At 66.5% G+C, this 25993-nt stretch carries 25 protein-coding genes; 15 read left to right on the forward strand and 10 right to left on the reverse strand.

What is annotated here, in order from left to right:
- Positions 1-11 precede the first annotated feature (11 nt).
- Positions 12-1445: an aminotransferase-like domain-containing protein gene (locus AC3WMR_RS28140; protein ID WP_492266152.1), complete on the forward strand. Its 1434-nt coding sequence runs from the start codon at positions 12-14 to the stop codon at positions 1443-1445.
- Here the strand turns inward: AC3WMR_RS28140 and AC3WMR_RS28145 are convergent, their stop codons facing one another.
- Both AC3WMR_RS28145 and AC3WMR_RS28150 read right to left on the reverse strand, forming a co-directional pair.
- On the reverse strand, positions 1446-2729 hold the full coding sequence (locus AC3WMR_RS28145) for a c-type cytochrome (RefSeq protein ID WP_492266153.1): 1284 nt from the start codon (positions 2727-2729) through the stop codon (positions 1446-1448).
- A 12-nt stretch (positions 2730-2741) separates the two neighbouring features.
- Positions 2742-3497 (reverse strand): c-type cytochrome, encoded by a 756-nt coding sequence (locus AC3WMR_RS28150; RefSeq protein ID WP_492266154.1) that lies wholly within the window; start codon positions 3495-3497, stop codon positions 2742-2744.
- A gap of 201 nt (positions 3498-3698) precedes the next feature.
- Between AC3WMR_RS28150 and rapZ the strand changes: the two genes are divergently transcribed.
- The gene (gene rapZ / locus AC3WMR_RS28155) at positions 3699-4571 is read left to right on the forward strand and encodes an RNase adapter RapZ (protein ID WP_025141026.1); all 873 of its coding nucleotides are present in this window, start codon (positions 3699-3701) and stop codon (positions 4569-4571) included.
- A complete protein-coding gene (locus AC3WMR_RS28160; protein WP_492266155.1) occupies positions 4568-5530 on the forward strand; it encodes a septal ring lytic transglycosylase RlpA family protein in 963 nt (320 codons plus the stop codon). The genes rapZ and AC3WMR_RS28160 overlap by 4 nt, the downstream gene beginning before the upstream one ends.
- A 4-nt stretch (positions 5531-5534) precedes the next feature.
- On the opposite strand, the gene AC3WMR_RS28165 is transcribed toward AC3WMR_RS28160, so the two are convergent.
- Together AC3WMR_RS28165 and rsmI are read right to left on the reverse strand one after the other, a co-directional pair.
- Positions 5535-6167, reverse strand: a complete 633-nt coding sequence (locus AC3WMR_RS28165; protein ID WP_492266156.1) for a methylated-DNA--[protein]-cysteine S-methyltransferase — start codon at positions 6165-6167, stop codon at positions 5535-5537.
- Between the two features lie 3 nt (positions 6168-6170).
- On the reverse strand, positions 6171-7100 hold the full coding sequence (gene rsmI, locus AC3WMR_RS28170) for a 16S rRNA (cytidine(1402)-2'-O)-methyltransferase (protein ID WP_492266157.1): 930 nt from the start codon (positions 7098-7100) through the stop codon (positions 6171-6173).
- Between the two features lie 69 nt (positions 7101-7169).
- On the opposite strand from rsmI, the gene AC3WMR_RS28175 reads away from it, so the two are divergent.
- The 4 genes from AC3WMR_RS28175 to AC3WMR_RS28190 are packed head-to-tail and all read left to right on the forward strand — an operon-like array spanning position 7170 to position 9504.
- A complete protein-coding gene (locus AC3WMR_RS28175) occupies positions 7170-7646 on the forward strand; it encodes a YraN family protein (RefSeq protein WP_492266158.1) in 477 nt (158 codons plus the stop codon).
- Positions 7647-7676: 30 nt separating this feature from the next.
- Positions 7677-8270, forward strand: a complete 594-nt coding sequence (locus AC3WMR_RS28180; RefSeq protein ID WP_025141021.1) for a phosphoheptose isomerase — start codon at positions 7677-7679, stop codon at positions 8268-8270.
- Positions 8267-9013 (forward strand): BON domain-containing protein, encoded by a 747-nt coding sequence (locus tag AC3WMR_RS28185; protein WP_492266159.1) that lies wholly within the window; start codon positions 8267-8269, stop codon positions 9011-9013. The genes AC3WMR_RS28180 and AC3WMR_RS28185 overlap by 4 nt, the downstream gene beginning before the upstream one ends.
- A complete protein-coding gene (locus AC3WMR_RS28190) occupies positions 9010-9504 on the forward strand; it encodes a peroxiredoxin family protein (RefSeq protein WP_492266160.1) in 495 nt (164 codons plus the stop codon). The genes AC3WMR_RS28185 and AC3WMR_RS28190 overlap by 4 nt, the downstream gene beginning before the upstream one ends.
- A gap of 118 nt (positions 9505-9622) precedes the next feature.
- Here the strand turns inward: AC3WMR_RS28190 and AC3WMR_RS28195 are convergent, their stop codons facing one another.
- A complete protein-coding gene (locus tag AC3WMR_RS28195) occupies positions 9623-10411 on the reverse strand; it encodes a MetQ/NlpA family ABC transporter substrate-binding protein (RefSeq protein WP_175191537.1) in 789 nt (262 codons plus the stop codon).
- A gap of 335 nt (positions 10412-10746) precedes the next feature.
- On the opposite strand from AC3WMR_RS28195, the gene argB reads away from it, so the two are divergent.
- The 5 genes from argB to AC3WMR_RS28220 all read left to right on the forward strand — a co-directional run bounded on the left by argB (position 10747) and on the right by AC3WMR_RS28220 (position 15869).
- Complete coding sequence (gene argB / locus AC3WMR_RS28200; RefSeq protein ID WP_006391819.1) at positions 10747-11649, forward strand: acetylglutamate kinase; 903 nt, start codon at positions 10747-10749, stop codon at positions 11647-11649.
- Positions 11649-12395 carry a pyrimidine 5'-nucleotidase gene (locus AC3WMR_RS28205; protein WP_025141017.1) on the forward strand — a complete coding sequence of 249 codons (747 nt, stop codon included), beginning with the start codon at positions 11649-11651 and terminating at the stop codon, positions 12393-12395. The genes argB and AC3WMR_RS28205 overlap by 1 nt, the downstream gene beginning before the upstream one ends.
- Positions 12396-12449: 54 nt before the next feature.
- Positions 12450-13025 carry a nucleoid occlusion factor SlmA gene (gene slmA / locus AC3WMR_RS28210; RefSeq protein ID WP_492266161.1) on the forward strand — a complete coding sequence of 192 codons (576 nt, stop codon included), beginning with the start codon at positions 12450-12452 and terminating at the stop codon, positions 13023-13025.
- Between the two features lie 288 nt (positions 13026-13313).
- A complete protein-coding gene (locus AC3WMR_RS28215) occupies positions 13314-14807 on the forward strand; it encodes an anion permease (protein WP_263914840.1) in 1494 nt (497 codons plus the stop codon).
- A 12-nt stretch (positions 14808-14819) separates the two neighbouring features.
- Entirely contained in the window at positions 14820-15869 is a 1050-nt protein-coding gene (locus AC3WMR_RS28220) for an Ldh family oxidoreductase (RefSeq protein WP_492266162.1), read from the forward strand.
- Positions 15870-16633: 764 nt separating this feature from the next.
- Here AC3WMR_RS28220 and rodA read toward each other — a convergent pair.
- The 5 genes from rodA to AC3WMR_RS28245 form a co-directional block, all read right to left on the reverse strand.
- Positions 16634-17770 (reverse strand): rod shape-determining protein RodA, encoded by a 1137-nt coding sequence (gene rodA / locus AC3WMR_RS28225; protein ID WP_492266163.1) that lies wholly within the window; start codon positions 17768-17770, stop codon positions 16634-16636.
- Positions 17767-19695, reverse strand: a complete 1929-nt coding sequence (gene mrdA, locus AC3WMR_RS28230) for a penicillin-binding protein 2 (RefSeq protein ID WP_492266164.1) — start codon at positions 19693-19695, stop codon at positions 17767-17769. Before mrdA ends, rodA begins: the two co-directional genes overlap by 4 nt.
- A gap of 15 nt (positions 19696-19710) precedes the next feature.
- Complete coding sequence (gene mreD, locus AC3WMR_RS28235) at positions 19711-20277, reverse strand: rod shape-determining protein MreD (RefSeq protein WP_025136562.1); 567 nt, start codon at positions 20275-20277, stop codon at positions 19711-19713.
- Entirely contained in the window at positions 20264-21148 is an 885-nt protein-coding gene (gene mreC / locus AC3WMR_RS28240) for a rod shape-determining protein MreC (protein WP_025136563.1), read from the reverse strand. The genes mreD and mreC overlap by 14 nt, the downstream gene beginning before the upstream one ends.
- Before the next feature lie 84 nt (positions 21149-21232).
- Positions 21233-22276, reverse strand: a complete 1044-nt coding sequence (locus tag AC3WMR_RS28245) for a rod shape-determining protein (RefSeq protein ID WP_006216320.1) — start codon at positions 22274-22276, stop codon at positions 21233-21235.
- A gap of 228 nt (positions 22277-22504) precedes the next feature.
- Here AC3WMR_RS28245 and gatC point away from each other — a divergent pair, with 228 nt between their 5' ends.
- Genes gatC through gatB form a run of 3 tightly spaced genes read left to right on the forward strand, consistent with a single transcriptional unit; the run spans position 22505 to position 25888 of the window.
- Entirely contained in the window at positions 22505-22813 is a 309-nt protein-coding gene (gene gatC, locus AC3WMR_RS28250) for an Asp-tRNA(Asn)/Glu-tRNA(Gln) amidotransferase subunit GatC (RefSeq protein ID WP_025136564.1), read from the forward strand.
- 3 nt (positions 22814-22816) lie between these two features.
- Positions 22817-24427 (forward strand): Asp-tRNA(Asn)/Glu-tRNA(Gln) amidotransferase subunit GatA, encoded by a 1611-nt coding sequence (gatA, locus tag AC3WMR_RS28255; protein ID WP_492266165.1) that lies wholly within the window; start codon positions 22817-22819, stop codon positions 24425-24427.
- A gap of 3 nt (positions 24428-24430) precedes the next feature.
- Positions 24431-25888 carry an Asp-tRNA(Asn)/Glu-tRNA(Gln) amidotransferase subunit GatB gene (gene gatB / locus AC3WMR_RS28260; RefSeq protein ID WP_492266166.1) on the forward strand — a complete coding sequence of 486 codons (1458 nt, stop codon included), beginning with the start codon at positions 24431-24433 and terminating at the stop codon, positions 25886-25888.
- The last annotated feature ends 105 nt before the right edge of the window (positions 25889-25993 follow it).

The following is a 25993-nucleotide window of genomic DNA, read 5'->3' on the forward strand; positions in this document are numbered from 1 at the left end:
CCTGCGGCCCCGTGAGCCTCTACGAAAAACTCGCCAACGAAATCGCCCAGTCGATCCGCGATGGCGTCTTGCGCGTGGGCGACAAGCTGCCGTCGGTGCGCGATGCCTGCGCCAGCCGCGGCGTCAGCCCGTCGACGGTGTTCCAGGCCTATTACCTGCTTGAAGCGCGCGGCCTGATCCGCGCGCGCCCCCGCTCCGGCTACTACGTCAACACGCGCAGTGACAGCCTGCCGCCCGAGCCCGGCACGTCCTGTCCCGACGGCGAATCCACCGAGCTGGCGATCAGCGAACGCATCTTCGACATCCTGGATTCGGTGCGCAACCGCGACGTCACGCCGCTGGGCTCCGCGTTCCCCTCGCCGCTGCTGTTCCCGCTGCCGAGGTTGGCGCAGGCCATGGCCGCGCACCTGAAGCGCCAGGACCCGCTAGCCACGATGGAAGACCTGTCGCCCGGCAACCCGGGCCTGCGCAGGCAGATCGCGCTGCGCTACCTGATCGCGGGCATCAACGTGCCGGCCAGCGACATCGTGATCACCAACGGCGCGCTGGAAGCGCTGAATCTTTGCCTGCAAGCGGTCACGCAGCCCGGTGACACGGTCATCGTCGAAGCGCCAACCTTCTATGGCGCTTTGCAAGCGCTGGAACGCCTGGGGCTGAAAGCGCTGGAAGTGCCCACGCATCCACGCACGGGCGTAGACCTGGGCGCCATGGAGGCTGCCATCGCGCGCCATGCGCCGAAGGCCTGCTGGCTGATGACGCAGTTCCAGAATCCGCTGGGCAGCCTGATGCCCGACGAAAAGAAGCGCCAGCTGGTCGAGCTGCTGACGCGCCATGACATTGCGCTGATCGAAGACGACGTCTACGGCGAGTTGTATTTCGGCGCGACGCGCCCCGTGCCCGCCAAGGCCTTTGATACACAGGGCCTGGTGCTGCACTGCTCGTCGTTCTCGAAATGCCTGGCACCGGGCTACCGCATTGGCTGGGCCAGCGCGGGGCGCTACACACAACGCGTGCAGCGCCTGAAGCTGTCGTCCACGCTGTCGGCGTCCAGCCCCGCGCAAGGCGCCATCGCCGAATACCTGGAGCAAGGCGGTTACGACCGTCACCTGCGGCGGCTGCGCGAAACCTTGCAGGCCCAGCAGGACTTGATGGCCAACGCCATCGCCCGCGAATTTCCGGCGGGCACCCGAGTGACGCGGCCGCAAGGCGGCTTCTTCCTGTGGCTGGAAATGCCCGCCGCCGTCGATGCGCTGGCGCTGCACCGGCAGGCGTTGGCGCGCGGCATCAGCGTGGCGCCGGGCCCGATCTTCTCCGCCAGCGGCCAGTTCGGCAATGCGCTCCGCCTGAACTACGGACACCCGTGGGACCCGGGCCAGGACGATGCCATTCGCATCCTGGGCGAAATGGCCCGCGCGGCCTGCAGCCAGGCCACGCGGTCGCGCTGATCAGTTGCGGGTTGCCGCGGCCCGCGCGCGCTTGACCTCAAGCGACGTCACCCCGCCCGCCGCGTTGCCCCAACTGTTGCGGATGTAGGACACCAGCATGGCGATGTCGTTGTCGTTCAGCATTTGGCCGAAAGGCGGCATGCCGTGTGGCCTGGGGCTGGCCGCGGTGGCGGGCGCAAAGCCGCCATCGAGCACGATGCGAATGGCATTGACGGGCGATGGCGCGGTCACGGTAGGGTTGCCGGCCAATGCAGGCCACGCGCCCGCGCTGCCCTCGCCTGCGGCCTGGTGGCACTGCACGCATTGCTGGCGGTAGATCTTGCCCCCCAGTTCCATGGCCGCGGCCGACACAGGCGCGGCGGACGCAGCGGTAGACGCCGGCGTGTCCGGCAACGACTTGAGGTACACCCCCATCGCCAGCGCGTCTTCACCCGTCAGGTGCTGCGTGCTGCCCAGCACCACTTCGGCCATCGGACCACTGGCGCTGGAATGCGCCGCGATGCCGGTTTGCAGGAGGTCGGCGATGTCTTGGGCGGACCAACGCCCCAACCCGGCGCGCGGGTCGTTGGTCAGGGGTGGCGCATACCATTCCAGCCCCGGAATCACACCGCCGGTCAGGCCGTCGGCCGGACGGGTCGCGCCCAGGCTGTTGCGCGGTGCATGACAGGCCGCGCAGTGGCCAACGCCTTCGACCAGGTAGCGGCCGCGATTCCATTGCTCGGATTGGCCGGCATCGGGCTCCAGTGCGCCAGGCTTGAAATACAGCGCGCGCCACGCCGCCAGCAAGATGCGCTGGTCATACGGGAAATCAAGCTCAGGCGGCCGATTGGCCTGGTTGACTGGCGCGATGGTGCGCAGGTAGGCGAACAGCGCATCGGCATCCGCGCGGCTCACACGGGTGTATTCGGTGTAAGGAAAGGCGGGATACAGCAACGTGCCGTCGCGCGACTTGCCATTGTGCAGGGCTTGCCAGAAATCGTCGGCGCTCCAGGCGCCGATGCCGGTCTTGTCGTCGGGGGTGATGTTGGGCCCGTAAAGGGTGCCGAACGGCGTGGGAATGGCCGTGCCCCCCGCATAGGCCGGGCCGCCGCGAGCGGTGTGGCAGGCCGCGCAATTGCCGGCCAGCGCCAGATAGCGTCCGCGCTCGATCCGCTGCTGCGGGTCAGACGGCGCCGCGGCAGGACCTGTGCTGGTGTCATCGCGCGTGCCCAGCCAATACAGGGCGCCCAGGACCACCACGGTCAGCGCCAACAGGGACCCCAGGATTCGTTTCATCAGTGTCATCTTGCGCCCCCGTTACCGCTGGGCCTGGCTGCCGCATTCAGCGGGCAGGCGCAAGGAGCCGGCGGCCTCGGGGCCGTAGCTGTCGGCAACCGGTTGCGACGACAGCCACGCCGTCAGGGCGCCGATGTCTTCCGGCGTGAGCTTGTTGGCGATGTCGGCCATGCAATCAGGCGCGGCGGCGCGGCGCTGACCGCTTTTCCAGCTGCCGATCTGCGAACTGATGTAGTCGCGCGGCAAGCCCAGCAAGCCGGGAATGGCGGGCAGCAGCCCGCCCAGGGACGCGCCATGACAGGAGGCACACGCCGGGAGGCCACGCGCGGCATCGCCCGACAGGGCCAGCCTGCGCCCGGCCTCCAAGGTGGCGCCGGGGACGTCCACGCGGGCGGGCGACGGATAGGGCACATGCTGGTCTGCAAAGTAGGCCGCCATTTCATGCAGGTAGGCATCCGGCAGGCCCGCCAGCAGGTGCGCCATCGGCCGGTACTGGCGGCGGTCGTCGCGGAAATTCAGCAGTTGGTGATAGAGGTATTCCTGCGGCTTGCCCGCCAGGCGGGGGTAGTAGCCGTCGGCGCCCGCCCGGCCCTGTGCGCCGTGACAGGCCGTACAGGCCGCCACGCGGGCCTGCATCGTGCCCGGCTGCAGCGATGGCGCGGTGTCCTGGGCCATCGCGGGCGCTGTCGAAAACACGACAAGCGCGGCAGCCAACAGGCGGGATTTTGCCCAATGCCGCGGCAGTGAAACACTACAAAAGGAAATGAGGGCTAACATCTAGGACCAGTTAACACTAAGTCAAATTCCAACCCCCCCAAGGCGCATGACGGCGGGGCGCGTAGGTGAATCTCTCTTGTGCGGATGCCCGAGCTTACGTCAGGGCGTACTGACCGGTACAGGCGCAGATTTGCAGTTTACGGCCATATCAGATGCCAACCCGCCGGCATCGTCCTGGAAAAGCGTGCCACAATCATGTCCATGTTGAAAGTCGTCCTCGTAACCGGCATATCAGGCTCAGGCAAATCCGTCGCCCTGCGCATGCTCGAGGACGCCAGCTATACCTGCGTCGACAACCTGCCGGTCCGGTTCCTGACCGAATTCATCGCCAACGCCCGCGACGACGGCCTGGAACGCGTGGCGGTCGCCATTGACGTGCGCTCCCCCGGCGAACTGGCCGAACTGCCCGACGTCGTCACCGCCTTGCGCGCCATGGGCACCAGCCTGCGCGTGGTCTTCCTGGATGCCAGCACCGACACCCTGGTGCAGCGTTATTCGGAATCGCGCCGCCGCCATCCCCTGACCGACCGCCTGCAACGCGGCGGCACCGCCCCGTCGCTGACCGACTGCATCGCGCTCGAACGCGAACTGCTGGCGCCGCTGCGCGAGCAGGAACACGTCATCGACACGTCGGAACTCACCCCGGGCCAGTTGCGCGCCTGGATTCGCGACCTGATCCAGGCCGATCGCGCCCCGCTGGTGCTGACCTTCGAATCGTTCGCCTACAAGCGCGGCGTGCCGCGCGACGCAGACCTGGTGTTCGACGTGCGCTGCCTGCCCAATCCCTACTACGACCGCAACCTGCGTCCGCTGACGGGTCGCGATGAGCCCGTCGCGACGTGGCTGTCCGGCTACGACCAGGTAGGGCAGATGATCGACGACATCGCCGGCTTCCTGAACCGCTGGCTGCCGCAGTACACCCAGGACACCCGCAATTACCTCACGGTCGCCATCGGCTGCACCGGCGGGCAGCATCGTTCGGTCTACGTGGTCGAACAGCTCGCCAAGCGCTTTGCCGACCACGACCCGCTGCTGGTGCGCCATCGCACCCAACTGCCCGACGAATCCGCATGACCCTGCCCCGCCCGCTGACTTTCCTGATGATGCTGTTGCTGGCCATTGCCGTGGCCGGCTGCTCTTCCACCGGAGGCCGCAAAAAAGGCGGCGGGTATTACAAGGACGACGGCCCGGACGCCAACCCGCCAGCCAACCTGGACCAGGTGCCGGACGCGGTGCCGCGCATCGAGCCCTACGCCAGCGGCGCCAACCGTCCGTACGTGGTGTTCGGCCAGCGCTACGTGCCCGACACCACCGGCCAGCCGTACAAGCGGCAAGGCATTGCGTCGTGGTATGGCAAGAAATTCCATGGCAACTCGACGTCGATCGGCGAAGCCTACGACATGTACGCCATGACGGCCGCGCACACCACGTTGCCGATTCCCAGCTACGCGCGGGTCACCAGCCTGGTCAACGGCAAGACCATCATCGTGCGCGTCAATGACCGCGGCCCGTTCCACAGCGACCGCATCATGGACCTGTCGTACGTGGCGGCCTACAAGCTGGGCATCATCGGACCGGGCAGCGGCCAGGTCGTGGTCGAGAGCATTCCGCAAGACGAGATTCGCCGCCTGGCCTCATCGGGCGCCCCGGCGGCAACGCCCGCGTCGGCCATTGGCTCCACGCCGGTGGCCACGCCCGTGGCCGCCGCGCCCCTCTCGCTGGACCCGCAACCGCTGGCGCAACAACCGGCGCCCGCGCCAGGCAGCGCGCCCGTGCGTCAGCCGGCCGCGGGCGGCATCGGCAGCGTCTACCTGCAAGTGGGTGCTTTCAGCCAGCCGGCCAATGCGCAGTCGCTGGTCAGCCGCATCAATACGCAGCTGGGCACCGAGGGTGCGCCGCCCGCCAGCGTCGAACAATCCAACAACCTGTATCGCGTCAAGATCGGGCCCTACCCTGATCGCCAGAGCGCCATGAATGCGGTGCAGCTCGTCTCAGACCGCATCGGCATCACGCCCAGCATCGCGGCGCAATAAACCGTCAGGCGTCGCGGGCCTGCTGCGCCCGCGGCCAGTCGAAGGCCGGCGGCTCGAACGGCAGTTCGACCTGTCCATCGCAGACCCGGCGCGCGCGCGGGTTGCGGCTGAGATAGCGGCTGCCCTCGTGTTCCAGCAATGCCTGCTTGCGCGGCAAGCCGCCGCCGAAGCCCGTGAGCGAGGTGTCGGCGCCAATCACACGGTGGCACGGAATGATGATGATGATGGGGTTGCGCCCCACGGCGCCGCCGATGGCCTGTGCGCCCTTGGGGCGGCCCACCGTGCGCGCCAGTTCGCCATAGCTGGCGAGCTGGCCGAAATCCAGCGCGCACAGCGCACGCCACACTTCATGCTGGAACGGCGTGCCGACCGGGTCGAGCGCCACGTCGAAGTCGCGGCGCTGACCGGCAAACCACTCGTCCAGCTCGCGGCGCGCCTGCTCGAGGATGGGATCGGCGTCCACGCGACCCCACCCCTCGGCCGAAGGCAGCAGCGTCTGGTCGGTGAACCAGGCGCCGCGCAGGCCCTTGGCACTGGCGACCAGGCGCATTTCACCCAACGGCGTGGGGATATCGCGATAGACGATGCGTTCGTCGGGTTGGCCGGAACGCTTGGAAGCGACAGCTGTGTAAACCATGTCTTACGAATTCTTGCGGGAGAGGGCCCGGTTGTACAGAACGTCTCGCGGCAGGCCGGTGACCTTGGCCGCGACTTTGGAAGCATCGCGCAGCGACAGCGTTTCAAGCAAGGCGTCCAGCAACGCGTCGGTGCGCGGGTCGGCCTCGTCGTCGGCCTCTTGGCCAGGCCGGGCATGCACGATCAGCACGAACTCGCCTTGTTCGCGGTGCGAATCGGCCGCCAGCCAGGCCGCGGCCTCGCCCAGCGTGAACGTGGCGATTTCCTCGAAGCGCTTGGTCAGCTCACGCGCCACGGTCAGGTGGCGCTCGGGGCCGCAGACCTCGAGCAGATCGGCCAACGTGGCCGCCAGGCGGTGCGGCGATTCGAACATCACGACCGGCGCGGGCAGCGCACACCAGCTGCGCAGCCAACGCTGGCGGGCGACGGCCTTGGACGGCGGAAAGCCGGCAAAGGCATAGGCGGGGTTTTCATCCGTGGTGACGCCGCTGCCCATCAGCGCCGTGATCACGGCGCTGGGGCCCGGCACCGGCACCACGGTGAAACCGGCCTCTCGCACGGCGCGCACCACGCGGGCGCCAGGGTCGCTGACAGCGGGCGCACCGGCATCGGACACCAGCGCCACCCGCTGGCCTTGCGCCAGGCGTTCGCAGATGGCCTGCGCCGCCGCGGCCTCGTTGTGGCGATGGGCGGCCATCAAGGGGGTCGTGACTCCCCAGGCGTCCAGCAAGGTGCGGCTGGCGCGGGTGTCTTCGGCCGCGATCACATCGGCGCGCTGCAGCGCGTGCCAGGCGCGCAGCCCCAGGTCGCCCAGATTGCCGATCGGTGTGGCCACCACATACAGCGCCTGCGCAGGCCAATGCTGGCCGGCCACGCGTTCAGCGACGCGGGTCCAGGCATCGCCGGCCACCGGGGGTGAGACATTTTGATTCATTGCTGCCTGCTTACACGGAAAACCATGCCAGTGTAGCCGCCATCGACGCCCGCTTCCGGAACCCGCCTGATGGATGACATCCTTGCCTTCGAACTGGCCCTGGCCGCCCGCCAGCGCGCCGACAAGCGCCGCCGCCGCAGCGCCCGACGCCCCAATCCGCCCGACCGGCCGCCCGCACGGCGCTCGCCCCGCCAACGCACGGGCGATGGCCACGAAGACGCGGCGCTGCGTCTCTTGCTGGCGGGCGGCTTGGCGCTGCTGGCCCGCAATCTGGCCTGCCGCGCGGGGGAGATCGACCTGGCCATGCGCGAGGGCGACGTCCTGGTCTTCGTCGAAGTCCGCTCGCGGCAGGCGGACGCCTTCGGCGGGGCCGCCGCGAGCATCGACCGGGCCAAGCAAGCCCGGCTGGCCCGCGCCGCGGCCCACTGGCTGCCGGAACTGACACGGCGTCATTGGGGCGGCGCCACGCCCGCCGTCCGCTTCGACGCCGTGCTCTTCGAGGGCGGCCAGGTCCAGTGGCTGCGCGCCGCATTCGAGCTGGGCTGATTTCTGCTGGCGCGTGAGATAATCGCGCCCATGGATATGACCTCTCGTATGACGTCGCACTTTCGCGACGCCATGGCTGCGTGCGAACAAAGTATGAACGTCCTGGCCGAACCGCTGGCAGTGGCGGTGGACGTGCTATTCGGCGCCTTGGCCAACAACGGCAAGATTCTGGCCTGCGGCAACGGCGGTTCCGCGGCCGACGCCCAGCATTTCATCGCCGAACTGGTGGGCCGCTTCGAACGCGAGCGCCTGCCCCTGGCCGGCATCGCCCTGAACACCGACACCTCCATCCTGACCGCCGTGGGCAACGACTACGGCTTCGACGAGATCTACGAACGCCAGGTCAACGCCTTCGGCCAGGCCGGCGACGTGCTGGTGGCCATTTCCACCAGCGGCAATTCGCCCAATGTGGTCCGCGCCATGGAAGCCGCGGCCAGCCGCGAAATGCATGTGCTGGCCCTGACCGGCAAGGGCGGCGGTGTCATGGGGGAACTCATCACGCCGATGGACGTCCATCTATGTGTTCCCAGCGATCGCACGATGCGCATCCAGGAAGTCCATATACTGCTGCTGCACGCGCTTTGCGACGGCATTGACGCTCTTCTGCTTGGAGACACCGAATGATTCCTGACGTCCGAACCGCCGCCCGTCCCCTGCTGCTTGCCGCAGCCCTGTCCGGCGCCGCGCTGTCGCTGTCGGCCTGCGCGCCCCTGATCGTGGGCGGCGCCGCCGCCACCACGGCGGTGGTCGTGACCGACCGGCGCACCTCGGGCATCCAGCTCGAAGACCAGAACATGGCCTTCAAGGCCCAGAGCCAGATCTCCCAGAAGCTGGGCGACACCGCCCGCGTCAATGCCATGGCCTACGGCGGCCATCTGCTGCTGACCGGCGACGTGCCCACTGAAGAAGCCAAGTCGCAGGCCACCGCCATCGCCCAGGGCGTCGAAAATGTGAAGCAGGTGGTCAACCAGCTCAATGTCGGCCCGATCGCCTCGTTCGGCGTCCGCTCGAACGACACTTGGCTGACGTCCAAGGTCAAGACGGCGCTGATCAACACCAAATACGTGCCGTCCGGCACCATCGCCCTCACCACCGACCACAGCGTCGTGTACCTGATGGGCAAGCTGACCCAGGCCGAAGGCGATTACGCTGCCAACGCCGCAGCCGATGTCGGCGGCGTCGCAAAGGTGGTAAAACTGTTCGAAACCATCAGCCGCGAAGAAGCCATTCGCCTGTCGAACAGCAACAAGTCGAACTCCACTGAAACCAAGGCCCCCATCGAGAACAGCTCGGGCGCAGCCGGCAGCAGCAGCGGCGCCCCTGCCCCCAGCGGTGGCAGCGCCGTTGAAGCCATGCCCATCAAATGAAAAAAGCCATCGTAGCCCTGACCGTCCTCGTGGCGGTCGGCATTGGCGCCTGGTTCGTCATGCGGCCGGCGCAAACCGCGCCCGACGTCACGTTCACCACGCTCGAAGGCAAGACCTTCTCGATGCAGGACCTGCGCGGCAAGGTGGTGCTGGTGAAGTTCTGGGCCACCAGCTGCGTCACTTGCGTCAAGCAGATGCCGGAGACCATCTCGGCCTATAACGAATACGCCGGCAAGGGCTACGAGGCCATCGCGGTCGCCATGAACTACGATCCGCCTAATTTCGTCTTGAACTTCGCCGAAAGCCGCAAGCTGCCCTTCCCGGTGGCGCTGGACACCAAGGGCGACATCGCCCGCGCTTTCGGCGACATCCGCCTGACGCCCACGGCGTTCCTGATCGACAAGAAGGGGCACGTCATCAAGCGTTATCTGGGCGAATACGACGTCGCCGAATTCCACGCCACCGTCGAAAAGGCATTGGCGGCAGGTTGACCCCGCCCCGATCGCAACAGAAGCCGCCCGCTTGCCGAGCGGTTTTTTTTCGTCTGTGACAAACAAAACCGCCCGGCAAGCGGGCGGTTTCAACAACAGGGTCAGTCCTTGCGGCGTATCAGAACGCAGGAACCACCGCGCCCTTGTACTTCTCCTGGATGAACTTCTTCACCTCGGCCGAGTGCAGCGCGTTGACCAGCTTCTTGATGCCGGGCGCGTCTTTGTTGTCCGAGCGGGTCACCAGCACGTTGGCGTAGGGCGAATCGGCGCCTTCGATGAACAGCGCGTCCTTGGTCGGCACCAGGCCGGCTTCAAGCGCATAGTTGGTGTTGATCAGGGCCAGGTCGACGTCATCGAGCGAGCGCGGCAGCATGGCAGCCTCGAGTTCGCGGAACTTCAGCTTCTTGGGGTTCTCGACCACATCGGCGGCGGTGGCCAGGATGTTGGACGGGTCCTTCAGCTTGATGACGCCCTGCTTTTGCAGCAGCACCAGCGCGCGGCCGCCGTTGGACGGGTCGTTCGGGATGGCGACGGTGGCGCCATCCTTCAGCTCGGCCAGGCTCTTGATCTTCTTGGAGTAGCCGCCGAAGGGCTCGACGTGCACCAGGGCGACCGGCACCAGCGTGGCCTTGCGGTCCTTGTTGAAGCTGTCCAGGTAGGGCTTGTGCTGGAAGAAGTTCGCGTCCAGCTGCTTGTCCACCAATTGCAGGTTGGGCTGCACGTAGTCGCTGAAGACCTTGATGTCCAGGTCCACGCCTTCCTTGGCGAGCTGGGGCTTGACCACTTCCAGGATCTCCGCGTGCGGGACCTGGGTGGCGCCCACCACGATCTTTTCAGCGTGGGCGGCGGTAGCCGACACCAGGAGGGCCGACGCCACCAGGGCAGAGCGGACGAAGTTCAAACGCATGAGTTGCCTCTTTTATAGGTAGAAATTGGGGGCATATGCCCAGCCGGTGGGGGGATACCCCCTTATGAGGGGTGCACCCGTTGTGAAAACGCCCCCAATTTACCCGAATGCCGGTTATTTGTCGGGCATATAAACATGGGTTTAAAGCATAAGGAACCTGTGGGGTCTACAATCCGTCGTATGCTTGCGCTACCGCGTCCCGACGCGTTCCTGTGCAGGCATTTTTTACTGCGGGACCCTACGCCCCCTCGGGGGGCAACGCCATCGCGCCGCCAGCGGCGCGCGGGCTTCCAACCTCTAACTTTCATACTCTACTTATTGCCGACTTAGCTGCCATGACCGACACCCCCGACCCTGCTGCCGTCTCGTCTCCTGCTGTCAAAGCCGCGGTGCTTTCCGAAGCGCTGCCTTACATCCGACGATTCCACGGCAAAACCATCGTGGTCAAGTACGGCGGCAACGCCATGACGGAAGAGCGATTGCAGCGCAGTTTTGCGCATGACGTGGTGCTGCTCAAGCTGGTGGGTCTGAATCCGGTGGTGGTGCACGGCGGCGGTCCGCAGATCGACGACGCGCTGCGCCGTATCGGCAAGCAAGGCACCTTCATCCAGGGCATGCGCGTCACCGACGCCGAAACCATGGAAGTGGTCGAGTGGGTGCTGGGCGGCCAGGTCCAGCAAGACATCGTCATGATGATCAACGAGGTCGGCGGCAAGGCCGTGGGCCTGACCGGCAAGGACGGCGGTCTGATCCAGGCGCAGAAAAAGCTGATGGCCAACAAGGAAAACCCCGCTGAACCGATCGACATCGGCTTCGTGGGCGACATCACGCTGGTCGAGCCGGCGGTGGTCAAGGCTCTGCAAGACGACCAGTTCATCCCCGTCATCTCGCCCATCGGTTACGGCGAAGACGGCACGGCCTACAACATCAATGCCGACGTGGTTGCCGGCAAGATGGCCGAAGTGCTGGGCGCCGAAAAGCTGCTGATGCTGACCAACACCCCGGGCGTGCTGGACAAGGCAGGCAAGCTGCTGCGCAGCCTGTCGGCCCAGACCATCGACGAACTGTTCGCCGACGGCACGATCTCGGGCGGCATGCTCCCCAAGATCTCGTCCGCGCTGGACGCCGCCAAGAACGGCGTCAACTCGGTGCATATCGTCGACGGCCGCGTGCCGCACTGCCTGCTGCTGGAAATCCTGACCGACCAAGGCGTTGGCACGATGATCAGCTCGCATTGATGCGAGCGCAGCGCACCCTGCTGCGGCCCGCGGTGCGCCAGCGCCGCTCGCGTCGCACGGCCACGGGCGCCCCCGGGCGCCTGTGGCTGTTCGACCTGGACAACACGCTGCACGACACCTCCCACGCCATCTTTCCGCGCATCGACCAGGGCATGACCCTGGCGGTGGTCGAGGCGCTGGGCGTCGACGTCGACACGGCCAACCAGGTGCGCAAGCAATACTGGAAACGCTACGGGGCCACCATGATCGGCATGGTGCGCAACCATGGCGTGGACCCTCACGCCTTCCTGCACCGCAGCCACGACTTCGACGTCAATCCGCTGGTGCGCGCCGAAAAGGGGCTGGCCTACAAGTTGCGCCAGCTGCCCGGTCGCAAGGTACTGCTGACCAACGCGCCGCTGCACTATGCGCGCGCGGTGCTGCGGCGCCTGGGCATCCTGCGCCAGTTCGACAGCCTGTGGGCCATCGAACACATGCGCCTGCACGGCGAGTTCCGCCCCAAGCCCTCGCCCGCGCTGCTGCGCTATGTGCTGGCCCGCGAAGGCGTGCCGGCGCGCCAGGCCGTGCTGGTGGAAGACACCCTGGCCAACCTGCGCGGCGCACGCCAGGCGGGGCTGCGCACGGTGCACGTTTTCCACCCCGGCACACCGTTCGCGCGCGGCCGTTCGCAGCGGCCGGCTTACGTCGACTTGCGGGTAAACTCCGTCAGTGATTTGCTGTTGCGCCGGCGTCCCTTGCGGGGATAGCGGCCGGCGCCCTCTTTTCATCCACCGTCAGCCTGCGTAAGACCAGACCCGTCCATGGCGAGCAAACCCGGCGAGCGCAAGACCCAGATTCTGCAGACCCTGGCCGAGATGCTGGAGCAGCCGCACGCGTCGCGCATCACCACTGCCGCGCTGGCTGCCAGACTGCAGGTCTCCGAAGCTGCGCTGTACCGGCACTTCGCCAGCAAGGCGCAGATGTTCGAAGGGTTGATCGAATTCATCGAAACCAGCATTTTCACGCTGGTGAACCAGATCGCGACCGCCGAGCCCTACGGCCTGTCGCAAGCCCACAAGACCGTGTCGATGCTGCTGACCTTCTCGGAACGCAACAAGGGCATGACGCGGGTGCTGACCGGCGACGCGCTGGTCACCGAAGACAACCGCCTGCAGGAACGCATCAACCACATCAACGACCGCATCGAGGCGTCGCTCAAGCAATCGCTGCGCATCGCCATCACCGACGGCGGCCTGCCCCCCGAAGCCAATGTGGCCGCGCACGCCAGCCTGCTGACGCACCTGGTGCTGGGCCGCTGGCTGCGCTATGCCCAGAGCGGCTGGCGCGTTGCGCCCACGCTGCACCTGGACGAACAGTTGCGCCTGGCGCTGGGCTGACCCGCGTTCATTTCATAACACGAACGAATTAAGCGCTTGTTGCTGCCCATCACCGGGCTATTTGTTTTTAATTGTGCAACAATCTCACGCTTGCGACCAATGCGGGCGGACGAGCATAATGCGCGGGATGGGTTTTCCACAAGCGCGAATCTCCACCGGTTTGACCCATATCAATACGGGTTTTCCTTAATGCCGTCACGATCATTCTGTAGCGTCGGCACTTCGCTTTGATCACGCCCCAGGCCTGGTTGCGACGTGCCGTCAGTTTGACCTCAACCGGAGATGGATATGACTGCGCCAGCCGCTGTCCCTGCCTCGCAAGCCCCAAAGAAAGCAAAAATCCCAATCGGACTCATCGCCGGCTTCATCGTGATGATCGGCGTGCTGATGCTGCCGTTGCCGGCAGACCTGCCGGTTGCCGGCCACCGCATGCTGGCCATCCTGGCGTTCGCGGTGGTGGTCTGGATTACCGAAGCCGTGTCCTACGAAGCCAGCGCGATCATGATCACGACGCTGATGGCCTTCCTGCTGGGCACGGCTCCGACAATCAAAGACCCCGGCGTGCTGTACGGCACGTCCGCCGCCATCAGCATGGCGCTGACGGGCTTTGCCAACTCGGCGCTGGCGCTCGTCACCGGCGCGCTGTTCATTGCCGCGGCCATGACGTTCACCGGGCTGGACCGGCGCATCGCGCTGGTGACCCTGTCCAAGGTCGGCACCAGCACGCGCCGCATCCTGATCGGATGTATCGCAGTGACGATCGTGCTGAGCCTGGTGGTGCCCAGCGCCACCGCCCGCAGCGCCGCCGTGGTGCCCATCATGATGGGTGTCATCGCCGCTTTCGGCGTGGACAAGCGCTCGAACATTGCCGCTGGCATCATGATCATCGTGGCGCAGGCCACCAGCATCTGGAACGTCGGCATCCAGACCGCCGCCGCGCAGAACCTGCTGACGGTCGGCTTCATGGAAAAGATGCTGGGCCAGCGCGTGGCGTGGTCGGACTGGCTGATCGCGGGCGCACCGTGGTCGCTGATCATGTCGGCCGTGCTGATCATCATCGTGCTCAAGCTGCTGCCGCCGGAAAGCGACAGCATCGCGGGGGGCAAGGAAGCCGTCGAAAAATCGCTGCTTGAACTGGGCCCCATGACCGGCGCGCAAAAGCGCCTGATGGCGGTATCGGTGATGCTGCTGCTGTTCTGGTCCACCGAAGGCAAGCTGCACAGCTTCGACACGACCTCGACCACCTACTTCGGCCTGGTGCTGCTGATGCTGCCGCGCTTTGGCGTGATGACCTGGAAAGACGTGCAATCGCGTATCCCATGGGGCACGGTGATCGTGTTCGGCGTGGGCATCAGCCTGGGCACCGCGTTGCTGACGACGCAGGCCGGCCAATGGCTGGGTAACCAGGTCGTGCAACACACGGGCCTGGACCACCTGGGACCGCTGGCGATCTTCGCGATCCTGGCTGCCTTCCTGATCATCATTCACCTGGGTTTCGCCAGCGCCACGGCGCTGACCTCGGCGATGCTGCCGATCCTGATCTCGGTGCTGGCCACGCTGCCGGGCGACTTCAGCCGCCTGGGCATGACCATGCTGCTGGGCTTCGTGGTGAGCTACGGCTTCATCCTGCCGATCAACGCGCCGCAGAACATGGTGTGCCTGGGCACGGAAACCTTCAATGCCAAGCAGTTCGCCAAGGTGGGCATCCTGGTCACCCTCATCGGCTACGCGCTGATGATCCTGATGGGCATGACCTACTGGCGCTGGTTGGGCTGGCTGTAAGGAGGCCGCATCATGAAAATCTCTATCGCCCAAGCCAATGAATTCGGACGCCGTGTGCTGGTCGCACAAGGCGTGCCGGAAGACATCGCCCGCGATGTGGCCGAGCACCTGGTGGAGTCCGACCGGGTCGGCTACACCAGCCACGGCCTGTCGATCCTGACGAACTACCGCCGCGTGCTGGGCGACGGCCTGGCGCAAGCCGACGGCCGCCCCGAACTGCTGAACGACCGCGGCGCGATGCTGGCATACGACGGCCACAACGGCCTGGGCCAGCACGTGGGCAAGGTCGTGATCGAAAAGGCGATCGAACGCACGCAGGAACACGGCCAGTGCATCCTGACGCTGCGCCGCAGCCATCACCTGGGCCGCATGGGCCACTACGGCGAGATGGTGGCGGCCAAGGGCCTGATCCTGCTGGCCTTCACCAACGTGATCAACCGCGCCCCCACAGTCGCGCCGTTCGGTGGCGCCCGCGCCTGCCTGACGACGAACCCGCTGTGCTTCGCCGGCCCGCTGCCGGGCGGCCGCCCGCCGTTCATCGTAGACATGGCGACGAGCTCGATCGCCGTGAACAAGGCCCGGGTGCTGGCCGCCAAGGGCGAACAAGCCCCGCCGGGATCGCTGATCGACGCCCAGGGCAACCCGACGACGGACCCGAACGCGCTATTCGCGAACCCGCCCGGCGCACTGCTGCCGTTCGGCGGCCACAAGGGTTACGCAATGGGCCTGGTGGCGGAACTGCTGGCCGGCGTGCTGTCGGGCGGCGGCACGATCCAGCCGGAACATCCGCGCAACGGGGTGGCAACGAACAACATGTTCGCGCTGCTGCTGGACCCGCAGGTGGACTTCAATACGGACTGGCGCTCAATGGAAGTGGGCGCGTTCATCGACTACCTGCACGCCTGCCCGCCGCAACCAGGCGTGGACGGCGTCCAATACCCCGGCGAATACGAAGCCCGCAACCGCGCCCTGAACGCAGACTCCCTGGAATTCGACTCCCGCATCTGGGACGGGTTGAAGACGCTGGCGTCGGATCTGGGTGTGGGGGATGCGTTGCCGTAGGTTTTTGGTTTTGTGGTTGTTGTGTACAGGCGGCTCAGGGGTTCTTGAGCCGCCTGTTGCGTTGGGGGCTTAGGAGGGCGGGGCTACGATTGCGGTCCGGAGCCTACGCTCCGGACTCGCCTCGGCGGCCCCCCCCTTCCTCATCCTCGTCCTCGCCTTCGGCGACTCCTACGGATTCCCTCGGGCGCATCTACACGCCCCGCCCTCCTAAGCCCCCAACGCAACAGGCTCACAGCAGTTGCAATTTGCCGGATGCCGGGAAGGTCAGTGTGCTTGGCGTTTTTACCAGCGGCGGGGGGAAGAGAGAGATCTTGCGGGGCTCGCCCCAGGCCGGCCGCGCGGGCGGCCTTTTGGGGCTTACACGCCGTCTTGCGTCGTAGCACTGCGGGCTATGCGCCTGAAGCGCGCATGGCCTCAAACGGGACCACCATCAGCGCGCAGCGAACACCGTCACGACGCACCGCAATGCGAAAGCCCCAAAAGGCCGCCCGCGCGGCCGGCCTGGGGCGAGCGACGCAAACCTCTCCGCCCCCAACAGCTTTAGCGGCATTCCAATTCTGCACAACCGTAGCCGAGGGTGCGGGGCTTCGTGGTGGCGGGCAACCTCGATGCGCCCGAGGGAATCCGTAGGGAGCCGCAGGCGGACGAGGATGACGAAGGGGGGGCCCGCCTAGGGAAGTCCGGCGCCGGCGCGCCGGACCGCAATCGTGGGCGCCCGCCACCACGAAGCCCCTCGCCCTCGGCGGCCTACGAAGCCAACGTCTTTAAGCCTTAACCGACCTATGCCGACTAATACTCATCATGATCCCGAATGCGATGCCCATGGTGAAGAGGGCTGTGCCGCCGTAGCTCATGAAGGGAAGTGGCACGCCCACCACTGGCAGGATGCCTGTCACCATGCCGACGTTCACGAACACGTAGATGAATAGCATCATCGTCAGCGCGCCGGATAGCAGACGGCCGAATTGGGATGAGGCGCGGGACGCGATCGTCAGGCCGCGGGCCATCATCAGGCCGTACAGCACCAGGATCGCGATGCCGCCGTACAGGCCGAATTCCTCGGCGTAGACCGCGAAGATGAAGTCGGTCGTGCGTTCGGGAATGAAGTCCAGGTGCGTCTGCGTGCCCTTCATGTAGCCCTTGCCGTACACGCCGCCCGAGCCCACCGCGATCATCGACTGGATCGTGTGGAAGCCCTTGCCCAGCGGGTCGGAACTGGGATTGAGCAACGTGCAGACGCGGTGCTTCTGGTAGTCGTGCAGCACCACCCAGTTGACGTCGGGTTCGCAGAGCTGGTCTTCGTAGTAGACCAGCGTGCCGATGCCGATGATGCCGGCCAGCATCACCGGGACCAGCAGCTTGAATGACAGACCGGCGAAATAGATGACGAAGAAGCCGGCGCCGAACACCAGCAGCGCGGTGCCCAGGTCGGGCTGCAGCACGATCAGGCCGAACGGCGCGGCCAGCATGGCGGCGGCGGCCAGGAAGTCGCGGATGCGTACCGCACCCTCGTGGCGCTGGAAGTACCAGGCCAGCATCATGGGCACGGCGATCTTCATCATCTCGGAGGGCTGGATGCGGGTCACGCCCAGGTTCAGCCAGCGGGTGGCGCCCTTGCTGGTTTCGCCGAAGAATTCCACGCCCAGCAGCAGCACCACGCCCACCACATAGAACGGCAGCGCCAGCTTCATCAGCCACTTGGGCGGAATCAGCGCCATGCTCCACATGGCAAAGAACGCGATGATGAAATTGCGCGACTGTTCGGCAAAGCGCCAGTCGGTGCCGCCCACCGCCGAATGCATGACGGTCAGGCCCAGCGCGGCGAACATCATCAGGATGGCCAGCAGCGGCCAGTCGAAAGCCGTGAAGACGCGCAACAGGATCAGGCCGAGACGCTTCATGGTCGACGCACCACGTCGGAAGTAATGGTTTCAACGCTAGCCAGCGGCGCGTTGCGGTCCGGCCGCACGATCTTGTCCTGCCGATCCTTGGCCAGCCAGTAATCGAACACCTTGCGGGCGACCGGGGCGGCCACGCTGGCGCCCCAACCGGCATTCTCGACGATCAGCGAGACGGCGATGCGCGGGTGTTCGAGCGGCGCGAAGCCCATGAACAGCGCGTGGTCGCGCAGGCGTTCGTCGATGGCGCTGGCGCGGTAGTGGCCGCCGCGCAGGCTGAACACCTGGGCGGTGCCGGTCTTGCCGGCGGCCTGGTACGACGCGTTGGCAAAAGCACGGCGGGCCGTGCCGGCACGGACCACGTCGGCCATGGCGTTCTTGATGACGTCGACGTTGGCCTGCTTGAGCGGGATGCGGTAGTCGGGCGCGGACTCGGTGGGCTTGGCCACGCCGGTGCGCGGGTCTCGCACCGCGTGCACCAGGTGCGGGCGGCGGTACAGGCCATTGTTGGCCAGCGTGGACGTGCCCTGCGCCAGTTGCAGCAGCGTGAAGGCGTTGTAGCCCTGGCCCACGGCTACTGAAATGGTTTCGCCGGCGTACCAGCGCTGGCGGTCCTTGTCTTTGTAGGCGGCGCGCTTCCAGTCGGTGGAGGGCAGCACGCCGCGCTTCTCGCCTTCGAGGTCGATGCCTGTGATCTGGCCGAAGCCGAACTGCTTGGTGAAATCGTGCAGCGCGTTCACGCCGATTTCCGGGCCCAGCGAATAGAAATAGGTGTCGGACGACACGACGATGGCCTTGTGCATGTCGGTCATGCCGTAGGCCGCGCCGCCCGCGTTGCGGAATTTCTGGCCGCCGAACTCGTAGTAGCCGGGGTCCGAAATGCGGTCGGTGGCGCGGCGCTTGCCCAGTTCCAGCGCCGCCAGGCCCACGAAGGGCTTGTAGGTGGAACCGATGGGATAGGTGCCGTAGAGCGGGCGGTTGATCAGCGGGTGGTCCGGCGATTCGTTCAGCATGCGCCAGTTGTCCACGTCGATGCCGTCGACGAACAGGTTGGGGTCGAACGACGGCTGCGACACGAAGGCCAGCACCTCGCCGGTGTCCGGGTCGATGGCGACCAGCGCGCCGCGCTGCCCTTCGAAGGCCTCTTCGGCCACTTTCTGCAGGCCCAGATCGATGGACAGCATGATGTCCGAGCCGGGCACGGGATCGATGCGGCGCAGCGTGCGCATGGGGCGTCCGCCGGCGGTGACTTCGACTTCTTCGAGTCCGGTGCGGCCGTGCAGGGCTTCTTCCCAGGTCTTTTCGATACCTTTCTTACCAATGACATCGGTGCCACGGTAATTGCCCAGCAGGCCAGCGCGTTCGAGCTCTTCGTTGTCGCCTTCGGCGATGCGGCCGATGTAGCCCACCACGTGGGCGGCGGATACGCCTTGCGGATATTCGCGCACCCAGCGGGCGCGCAGTTCCACGCCCGGGAACTGGAAGGCGTGCGCGGCGAACCAGGCCGCTTCGGTTTCGTTCAGGTTGTTGCGCAGTTGCAGGCTGGCGTAGCGGCTGGATTCCGCCGCGCGGCGCTTGAAACGGCGCTGGTCGGCCGGGCTGATGTACACCACCTGGGTCAGCCGCTCGAACAGCGCGGCCATGTTGCCGGCCTGGGCGGGCACCACTTCAAGCGTATAGGTGCGGTAGTTGCGCGCCAGCACTTCGCCGTTGCGGTCGAGGATTTCGCCGCGGCGCGGCGGAATCGGCACCACCGCGATGCGGTTGCGGTCGGCGCGCTCGGACAGGCCTTCGTAGCGGTCGACCTGCAAGTACCAGAACCGGCCCACCAGCACGCCGAAGCAGGCCAGCGCGAACACGCCGCCCACCCAGGCGCGCAGGCGGAAACGCTGCTTCTGCTGCTGGCCGGTTTTCTTGAATTCGAACATGAAGCGGCGCCGCCGTCAGGCGGAGGAAGATTCGGCGTCGTCGGCACCGCGCTGCGGCAAGTGCAGAACCCAGCCCGCCAGCGGCCACAAGGCGGCGGTGATGGCGACGCTGATACCCCAGTCCCAGCCCGGCCACTTGCCGGCCAGCCACGCATGGATGATCTGGGTGACGAAGCGCGCAATCAGGAACACAGGCAGCATGTGCATGGCCTGGCTCCAGAGGTCGAAGCGTTGCAGGCGCCGGTGCAGCACCACGGCGCCGTAGGCGACCAGGGTGTAGGACAGCGCATGCTCGCCCAGCAGGCCGGCATCGTGTACGTCCATCAGCAGGCCGAAGCAGAACGCGGTGAACAAGCCCACGCGGCGCGGCTCATGCACGCACCAGAAGGCGATGATCAGGATCAGGACGTCGGGCGCGCCCTGCCACAGCCGCCACGGCAGCAGCGACACCAGCCAGACCAGGACGATGGTGCCCCAGACGAACACGCCGTGGGCCGGCCCGGACAGGCGTTCGGGGTGCACATTGCTGGGCGTGCCCAGGCGGCGCCGGGGTTGCCCTGATGATTGATTAGTCCGATCCACCGGAATCGACCTCCTGACGGTTGGACTCGGCACGTTCCACATCCACCTGCAGGACCAGGAAGTGGCGATAGCGTTCAGGGTGGGCCAGCGGTTCGCAGACGGCCCGCGCGAAGCCGGAAGCGGTATCGCGTTCGACCGAGGTTACCTTGGCCACCGGCAGGCCGGCGGGAAACAGGCCGCCGACGCCACTGGTGACGATAGTATCGCCTTCCTTGATGTCGGCATTGGCAGCCAGGTAACGGACCTCCATCTTGCCCGGAGAGTTCCCGCCGAACGCAATCAGGCGCAGGCCGTTGCGCAGCAGTTGCACGGGAATGGAAACCTGTTCGTCGGTGACCAGGGCGGCCTCGGCCGTCATGGGGGTGACACGCACGATCTGGCCGACCACGCCGCCTTCGTCGATGACGGGCATGCCCGGCGCCAGGCCAGCCTTACTGCCCTTGTTGAAGACCAGCCGCTGGTTGAAGGCATTGGTGGGTTCGTACAGCACTTCCACCACCACGGCCGACTGAGCCACGGTATCGGTCACGCCGAGCAGGCGGCGCAATTGCGCGTTTTCGGCGGCCAGCTGCGCGGCATGGGTGGCCACCTGGGCCAATTCGATGCGCTGGCGTTGCAGCGCTTCGTTTTCGCTACGGATAAGGTTGGCCGCATTGACCCATTCATTGACCTGTTGGACCAGGTCGCGCGGCGCCATGACGGCGCGCTGGAAGGGGTACAGCGCCACGGACACCGCACGGCGCGCCGGTTCGAGCATGCGCCATTGCGAATCCATGATGATCAGGGCCAACGCCAAGGCGACCAGGACGACCAGCCGCACCTCCGCGGGTGGACCGCGCCTGAATAGGGGGGGAGTCCCTTGTCGTTGCATGAATCTCAGCCCGGGCGCCCGCGCCCGCCGCCCCCGCAGCGGCCGGAGCCGTAGAAAAGCGGGGCTCCGGGCTGGCGGGCAGGATTAGTCGTTGATGAAGATCGCGCCCAGTTTCTCAAGGTGTTCCAGCGCCTCGCCGCAACCGCGCACGACGCAGGTCAGGGGATCATCGGCGACCACCACCGGCAGGCCGGTTTCTTCTTGCAGCAGGCGGTCCAGGTCACGCAACAGGGCGCCACCGCCGGTCAGGGCGATGCCCTTGTCGGTGATGTCGGCGCCGAGTTCGGGCGGGGTCTGCTCAAGGGCGATCTTGACGGCAGAGACGATCTGGTTGAGCGGGTCGGTCAGGGATTCGAGGATCTCGTTGGACGAGACCGTGAAGCTGCGCGGCACGCCTTCGGCCAGGTTACGGCCCTTGACTTCGATTTCGCGGACTTCGGAACCCGGGAACGCGGAACCGATTTCCTTCTTGATGAGTTCGGCGGTGGGTTCGCCGATCAGCATGCCGTAGTTGCGGCGGATATAGTTGACGATGGCTTCGTCGAACTTGTCGCCGCCGACGCGCACGGAACCCTTGTAGACCATGCCGCCCAGCGAGATGACTGCCACCTCGGTGGTGCCCCCGCCGATGTCGACGACCATGGAGCCGCTGGCATCGGACACGGCCAGGCCGGCGCCGATGGCCGCGGCCATGGGTTCTTCGATCAGGAAGACGTGGGACGCACCGGCGCCAAGCGCCGATTCGCGGATGGCGCGACGTTCAACCTGGGTGGAGCCGCAGGGTACGCACACGATGATGCGCGGGCTGGGCGCCAGCATGTTGCGGGGGTGCACCATGCGGATGAACTGCTTGAGCATCTGTTCGGTGACCGTGAAGTCGGCGATGACGCCGTCCTTCATGGGCCGGATGGCCTCGATGTTGCCGGGCACTCGACCAAGCATCTGCTTGGCTTCGTGGCCGACGGCCTGGATGATCTTTTTGCCGTGAGGCCCGCCTTCATGACGGATTGCGACCACGGAGGGCTCATCGAGCACGATGCCCTTGCCGCGGACGTAAATCAGCGTATTGGCGGTACCGAGGTCGATCGCCATATCGCTGGAAAAATAACTGCGCAGGAATCCGAACATGGGAGCTCAGCTAAATTCTGGGGGGAATTGGGGTCATGCCGCGGGGCGTAAGACCCGAGAAAGGTCGGGTCCGCCTGTCATCACGGCGATTAAACCGTGAATCATAACTTATAATTTCCCCGGAAATAGCGCATAAATGCAGGCTATTCAAGCTTTGTAACGGTATTGGCATGTGCATACTGCCCAGTCCCGCCCCTCGGCCTTCGCTTCTCGATATTTGCAATCCCCATGGCGCTCAATGACACAGATGTGGCCCGCATTGCCAAGCTGGCCAGAATCGAACTGACCCCGGACCAGCGCACCCACGCGCAGGCCGAGCTCAACGGCATCCTCCACCTGATCGAACGGCTGCAAGCCGTCGACACCCAAGGCGTCGAACCCCTGGCCCACCCGCTGTCCGCCCACGAAGACATCGTGCTGCGCCTGCGCCAGGACGCCGTGACCGAAACCGCCTCGGAGGCCCGCCGCGCAGACCTGCTGGCCAACGCCCCCGATGCCCAGGATGGCCTCTTCCTGGTTCCCAAGGTCCTAGATTAAGCCATGACGAAACCCGCCTTGCATACCCAATTCGAGGGGATCGCCGCCCTGCGCGCGGCCCTCGCCCAACGCCAGGTCAGCGCCGTCGAGCTGGCGCAAAGCTCGCTGGCGGCCGCTGACGCGGCCAGCGGCCTGAACGCCTTCTTACACATTGACGCCGAATTGACGCTGGCCCAGGCCCGCGCCGCAGACGCCGCGCTGGCCGCCGGCACCGCCGGCCCGCTGGCCGGCGTGCCCATCGCCCACAAAGACGCGTTCGTCACCCGCGGCTGGCGCACCACCGCCGGCAGCAAGATGCTGGACGGCTACGTCAGCCCGTTCGATGCCACCGTGGTCGAGCGCCTGCAAGCGGCCGGCGCCGTCTCGCTGGGCAAGCTGAACTGCGACGAATTCGCCATGGGATCGGGCAACGAGAACTCGGCCTACGGCCCCGTGAAGAACCCCTGGGACCCGGCTGCCGTGCCCGGCGGCTCGTCGGGCGGCTCGGCCGCGGCCGTGGCGGCCCGCCTGGTGGCGGCCACCACCGGCACCGACACCGGCGGCTCGGTCCGCCAGCCCGCCGCGCTGTGCGGCGTGAGCGGCATCAAGCCCACCTATGGCACCGTGTCGCGCTACGGCATGGTCGCCTTCGGCTCCAGCCTGGACCAGGCCGGCCCGCTGGCCCCCAGCAGCCGCGACCTGCTCGAACTGCTGGACGTCATCAGCGGCTTTGACCCGCGTGACGCCACCAGCCTGGAAAAATGCGACGGCGCCGTCAACGAGCCGGGCCGCGTGCGGCGCGACTTCGACGCCGCGCAGGCCCAATTCGATGCCGCCGGCAGCCAGCCCCTGAGGGGCTTGCGCATCGGCGTGCCCGCCGAATACTTCGGCGCCGGTCTGGCCCCGGACGTGGCTGCCGCGGTTGAAGCCGCCCTGGCCCAGTTCGAAGCGCTGGGCGCCGTGCGCGTGCCGGTGTCGCTGCCGCGCACCGAACTGGCCATTCCCGCCTACTACGTCATCGCCCCCGCCGAAGCGTCCAGCAACCTGGCCCGCTACGACGGCGTGCGCTACGGCCACCGCGCCGCGCAGTACGACGGTCTGGACAACATGATCAGCCGCTCGCGCGCCGAAGGCTTCGGCGACGAGGTCAAGCGCCGCATCCTGATCGGCACCTACGTGCTGTCCCACGGCTACTACGACGCCTACTACCTGCAGGCCCAGCGCCTGCGCCGCATGATCGCGCAGGACTTCCAGCGCGCCTATGCCGGCCAGTGCGACGTCATCATGGGCCCGGTCACCCCGACGGTGGCCAAGAACATCGGCGACAACCGCGACGACCCGACCGCCGACTGGCTGGCCGACGTCTACACGCTGGGCGTCAGCCTTGCCGGCCTGCCCGCCATGTCGATCCCGTGCGGCTTCGGTGGGGGACAGCCCCCACGCTCGCCGGGCTCGCTGCCCCCCGAGGGGGCTGCCAGCGCCTTGGGGCGGCCCGGCGGCGCTGGCGCTCGCCGCCCGGTCGGCCTGCAGATCATCGGCAACTACTTCGACGAAGGCCGTCTCCTGGCCATCGCCGACCGCTACCAACAAGTCACCGACTGGCACAAAGCCTCGCCGGCCCAGCAGGACGCCTAAACAATGAACTGGGAAATCGTCATCGGCCTGGAAACGCATACGCAGCTTTCCACCGACTCCAAGATCTTTTCGGGCAGCAGCACCCAATTCGGCGCCGCGCCCAACACCCACGCCAACGAAGTCGACCTGGCCCTGCCGGGCAGCCTGCCGGTCATGAACCTCGGCGCCGCCGAACGCGCCATCCGCTTCGGCCTGGCCGTGGGCGCCGAGATCGCGCCGCGCTCGGTGTTTGCGCGCAAGAACTACTTCTACCCCGACCTGCCCAAGGGCTACCAGATCAGCCAGTACGAGCTGCCGGTGGTGGTGGGCGGCTCGCTGTCGTTCTTCGTGGGCGAGGAAGAAAAAACCGTCAACCTGACGCGTGCTCACCTCGAAGAAGACGCGGGCAAGTCCTCGCACGACAACTTCACGCTGGCCAACGGCTCGCCGGCCAGCGGCATCGACCTGAACCGCGCCGGCACGCCGCTGCTGGAAATCGTGACCGAGCCGGAAATGCGCTCGGCCGCCGAGGCCGTGGCCTACGCCCGCGCCCTGCACAGCCTGGTGGTCTGGCTGGGTATCTGCGACGGCAACATGCAGGAAGGCTCGTTCCGCTGCGACGCCAACGTCTCCGTGCGCCCGGTCGGCCAGAAAGAATTCGGCACCCGTACCGAGATCAAGAACGTCAACTCGTTCCGCTTCCTGGAACGCGCCATCGTCTATGAAGCCCGGCGCCAGATCGAGCTGATCGAAGACGGCGGCACCGTGGTCCAGGAAACCCGCCTGTACGACGCGGACGCCGACGAAACCCGCAGCATGCGCAGCAAGGAAGACGCGCACGACTACCGCTACTTCCCCGATCCCGACCTGCCCACGCTGGTCATCTCGCGCGAGTGGGTGGATGAAGTGCGCGCCACCATGCCCGAGCTGCCGGCCGCCCAGCGCGCCCGCTTCGAGTCCGAATACGGCCTGCCCGCCTACGACGCGGCGCAACTGACCGTCAGCCGCGACCTCGCGGCCTACTTCGAAGCCGTGGCGCATGCGCTGCCGGCTGGCCAGGCCAAGCTGGCCGCCAACTGGATCATGGGCGAAATCGCCGCCACGCTGAACAAGGAAGAAAAGGCCATCGCCGACTCGCCGGTGCAGGCCCCTGCCCTGGCGACCCTGATCAATCGCATCATCGACGGCACGATCTCCAACAAGATCGCGCGCGAAGTGTTCGGCGCCATGTGGGCCGGCGAAAACGGCGGCCAGGCCGACGCCATCATCGAGGCCCGCGGCCTGAAGCAGATCAGCGACACCGGCGCAATCGGCGCCATGATCGACGAGGTGCTGGCCGCCAACCCGGCCATCGTCGAGGAGTACCGCGCCGGCAAGCAGAAGGCGTTCAACTCGCTGGTAGGCCAGATCATGAAGGCCGCCCGCGGCAAGGCCAACCCGCAGCAGGTCAACGACCTGCTCAAGCAGAAGCTGGACAGCTGATCCGGATGCGCCGTCCCCGGGGCGGCAAGCAAGATCAGACCAATCCTAGGGCCGCGACATCTTGTCGCGGCCTTTTGTTTGGCCAAGAATGATCTGGTCGATTCC

This window comes from Achromobacter sp. FW305-C-28, from assembly GCF_058783235.1.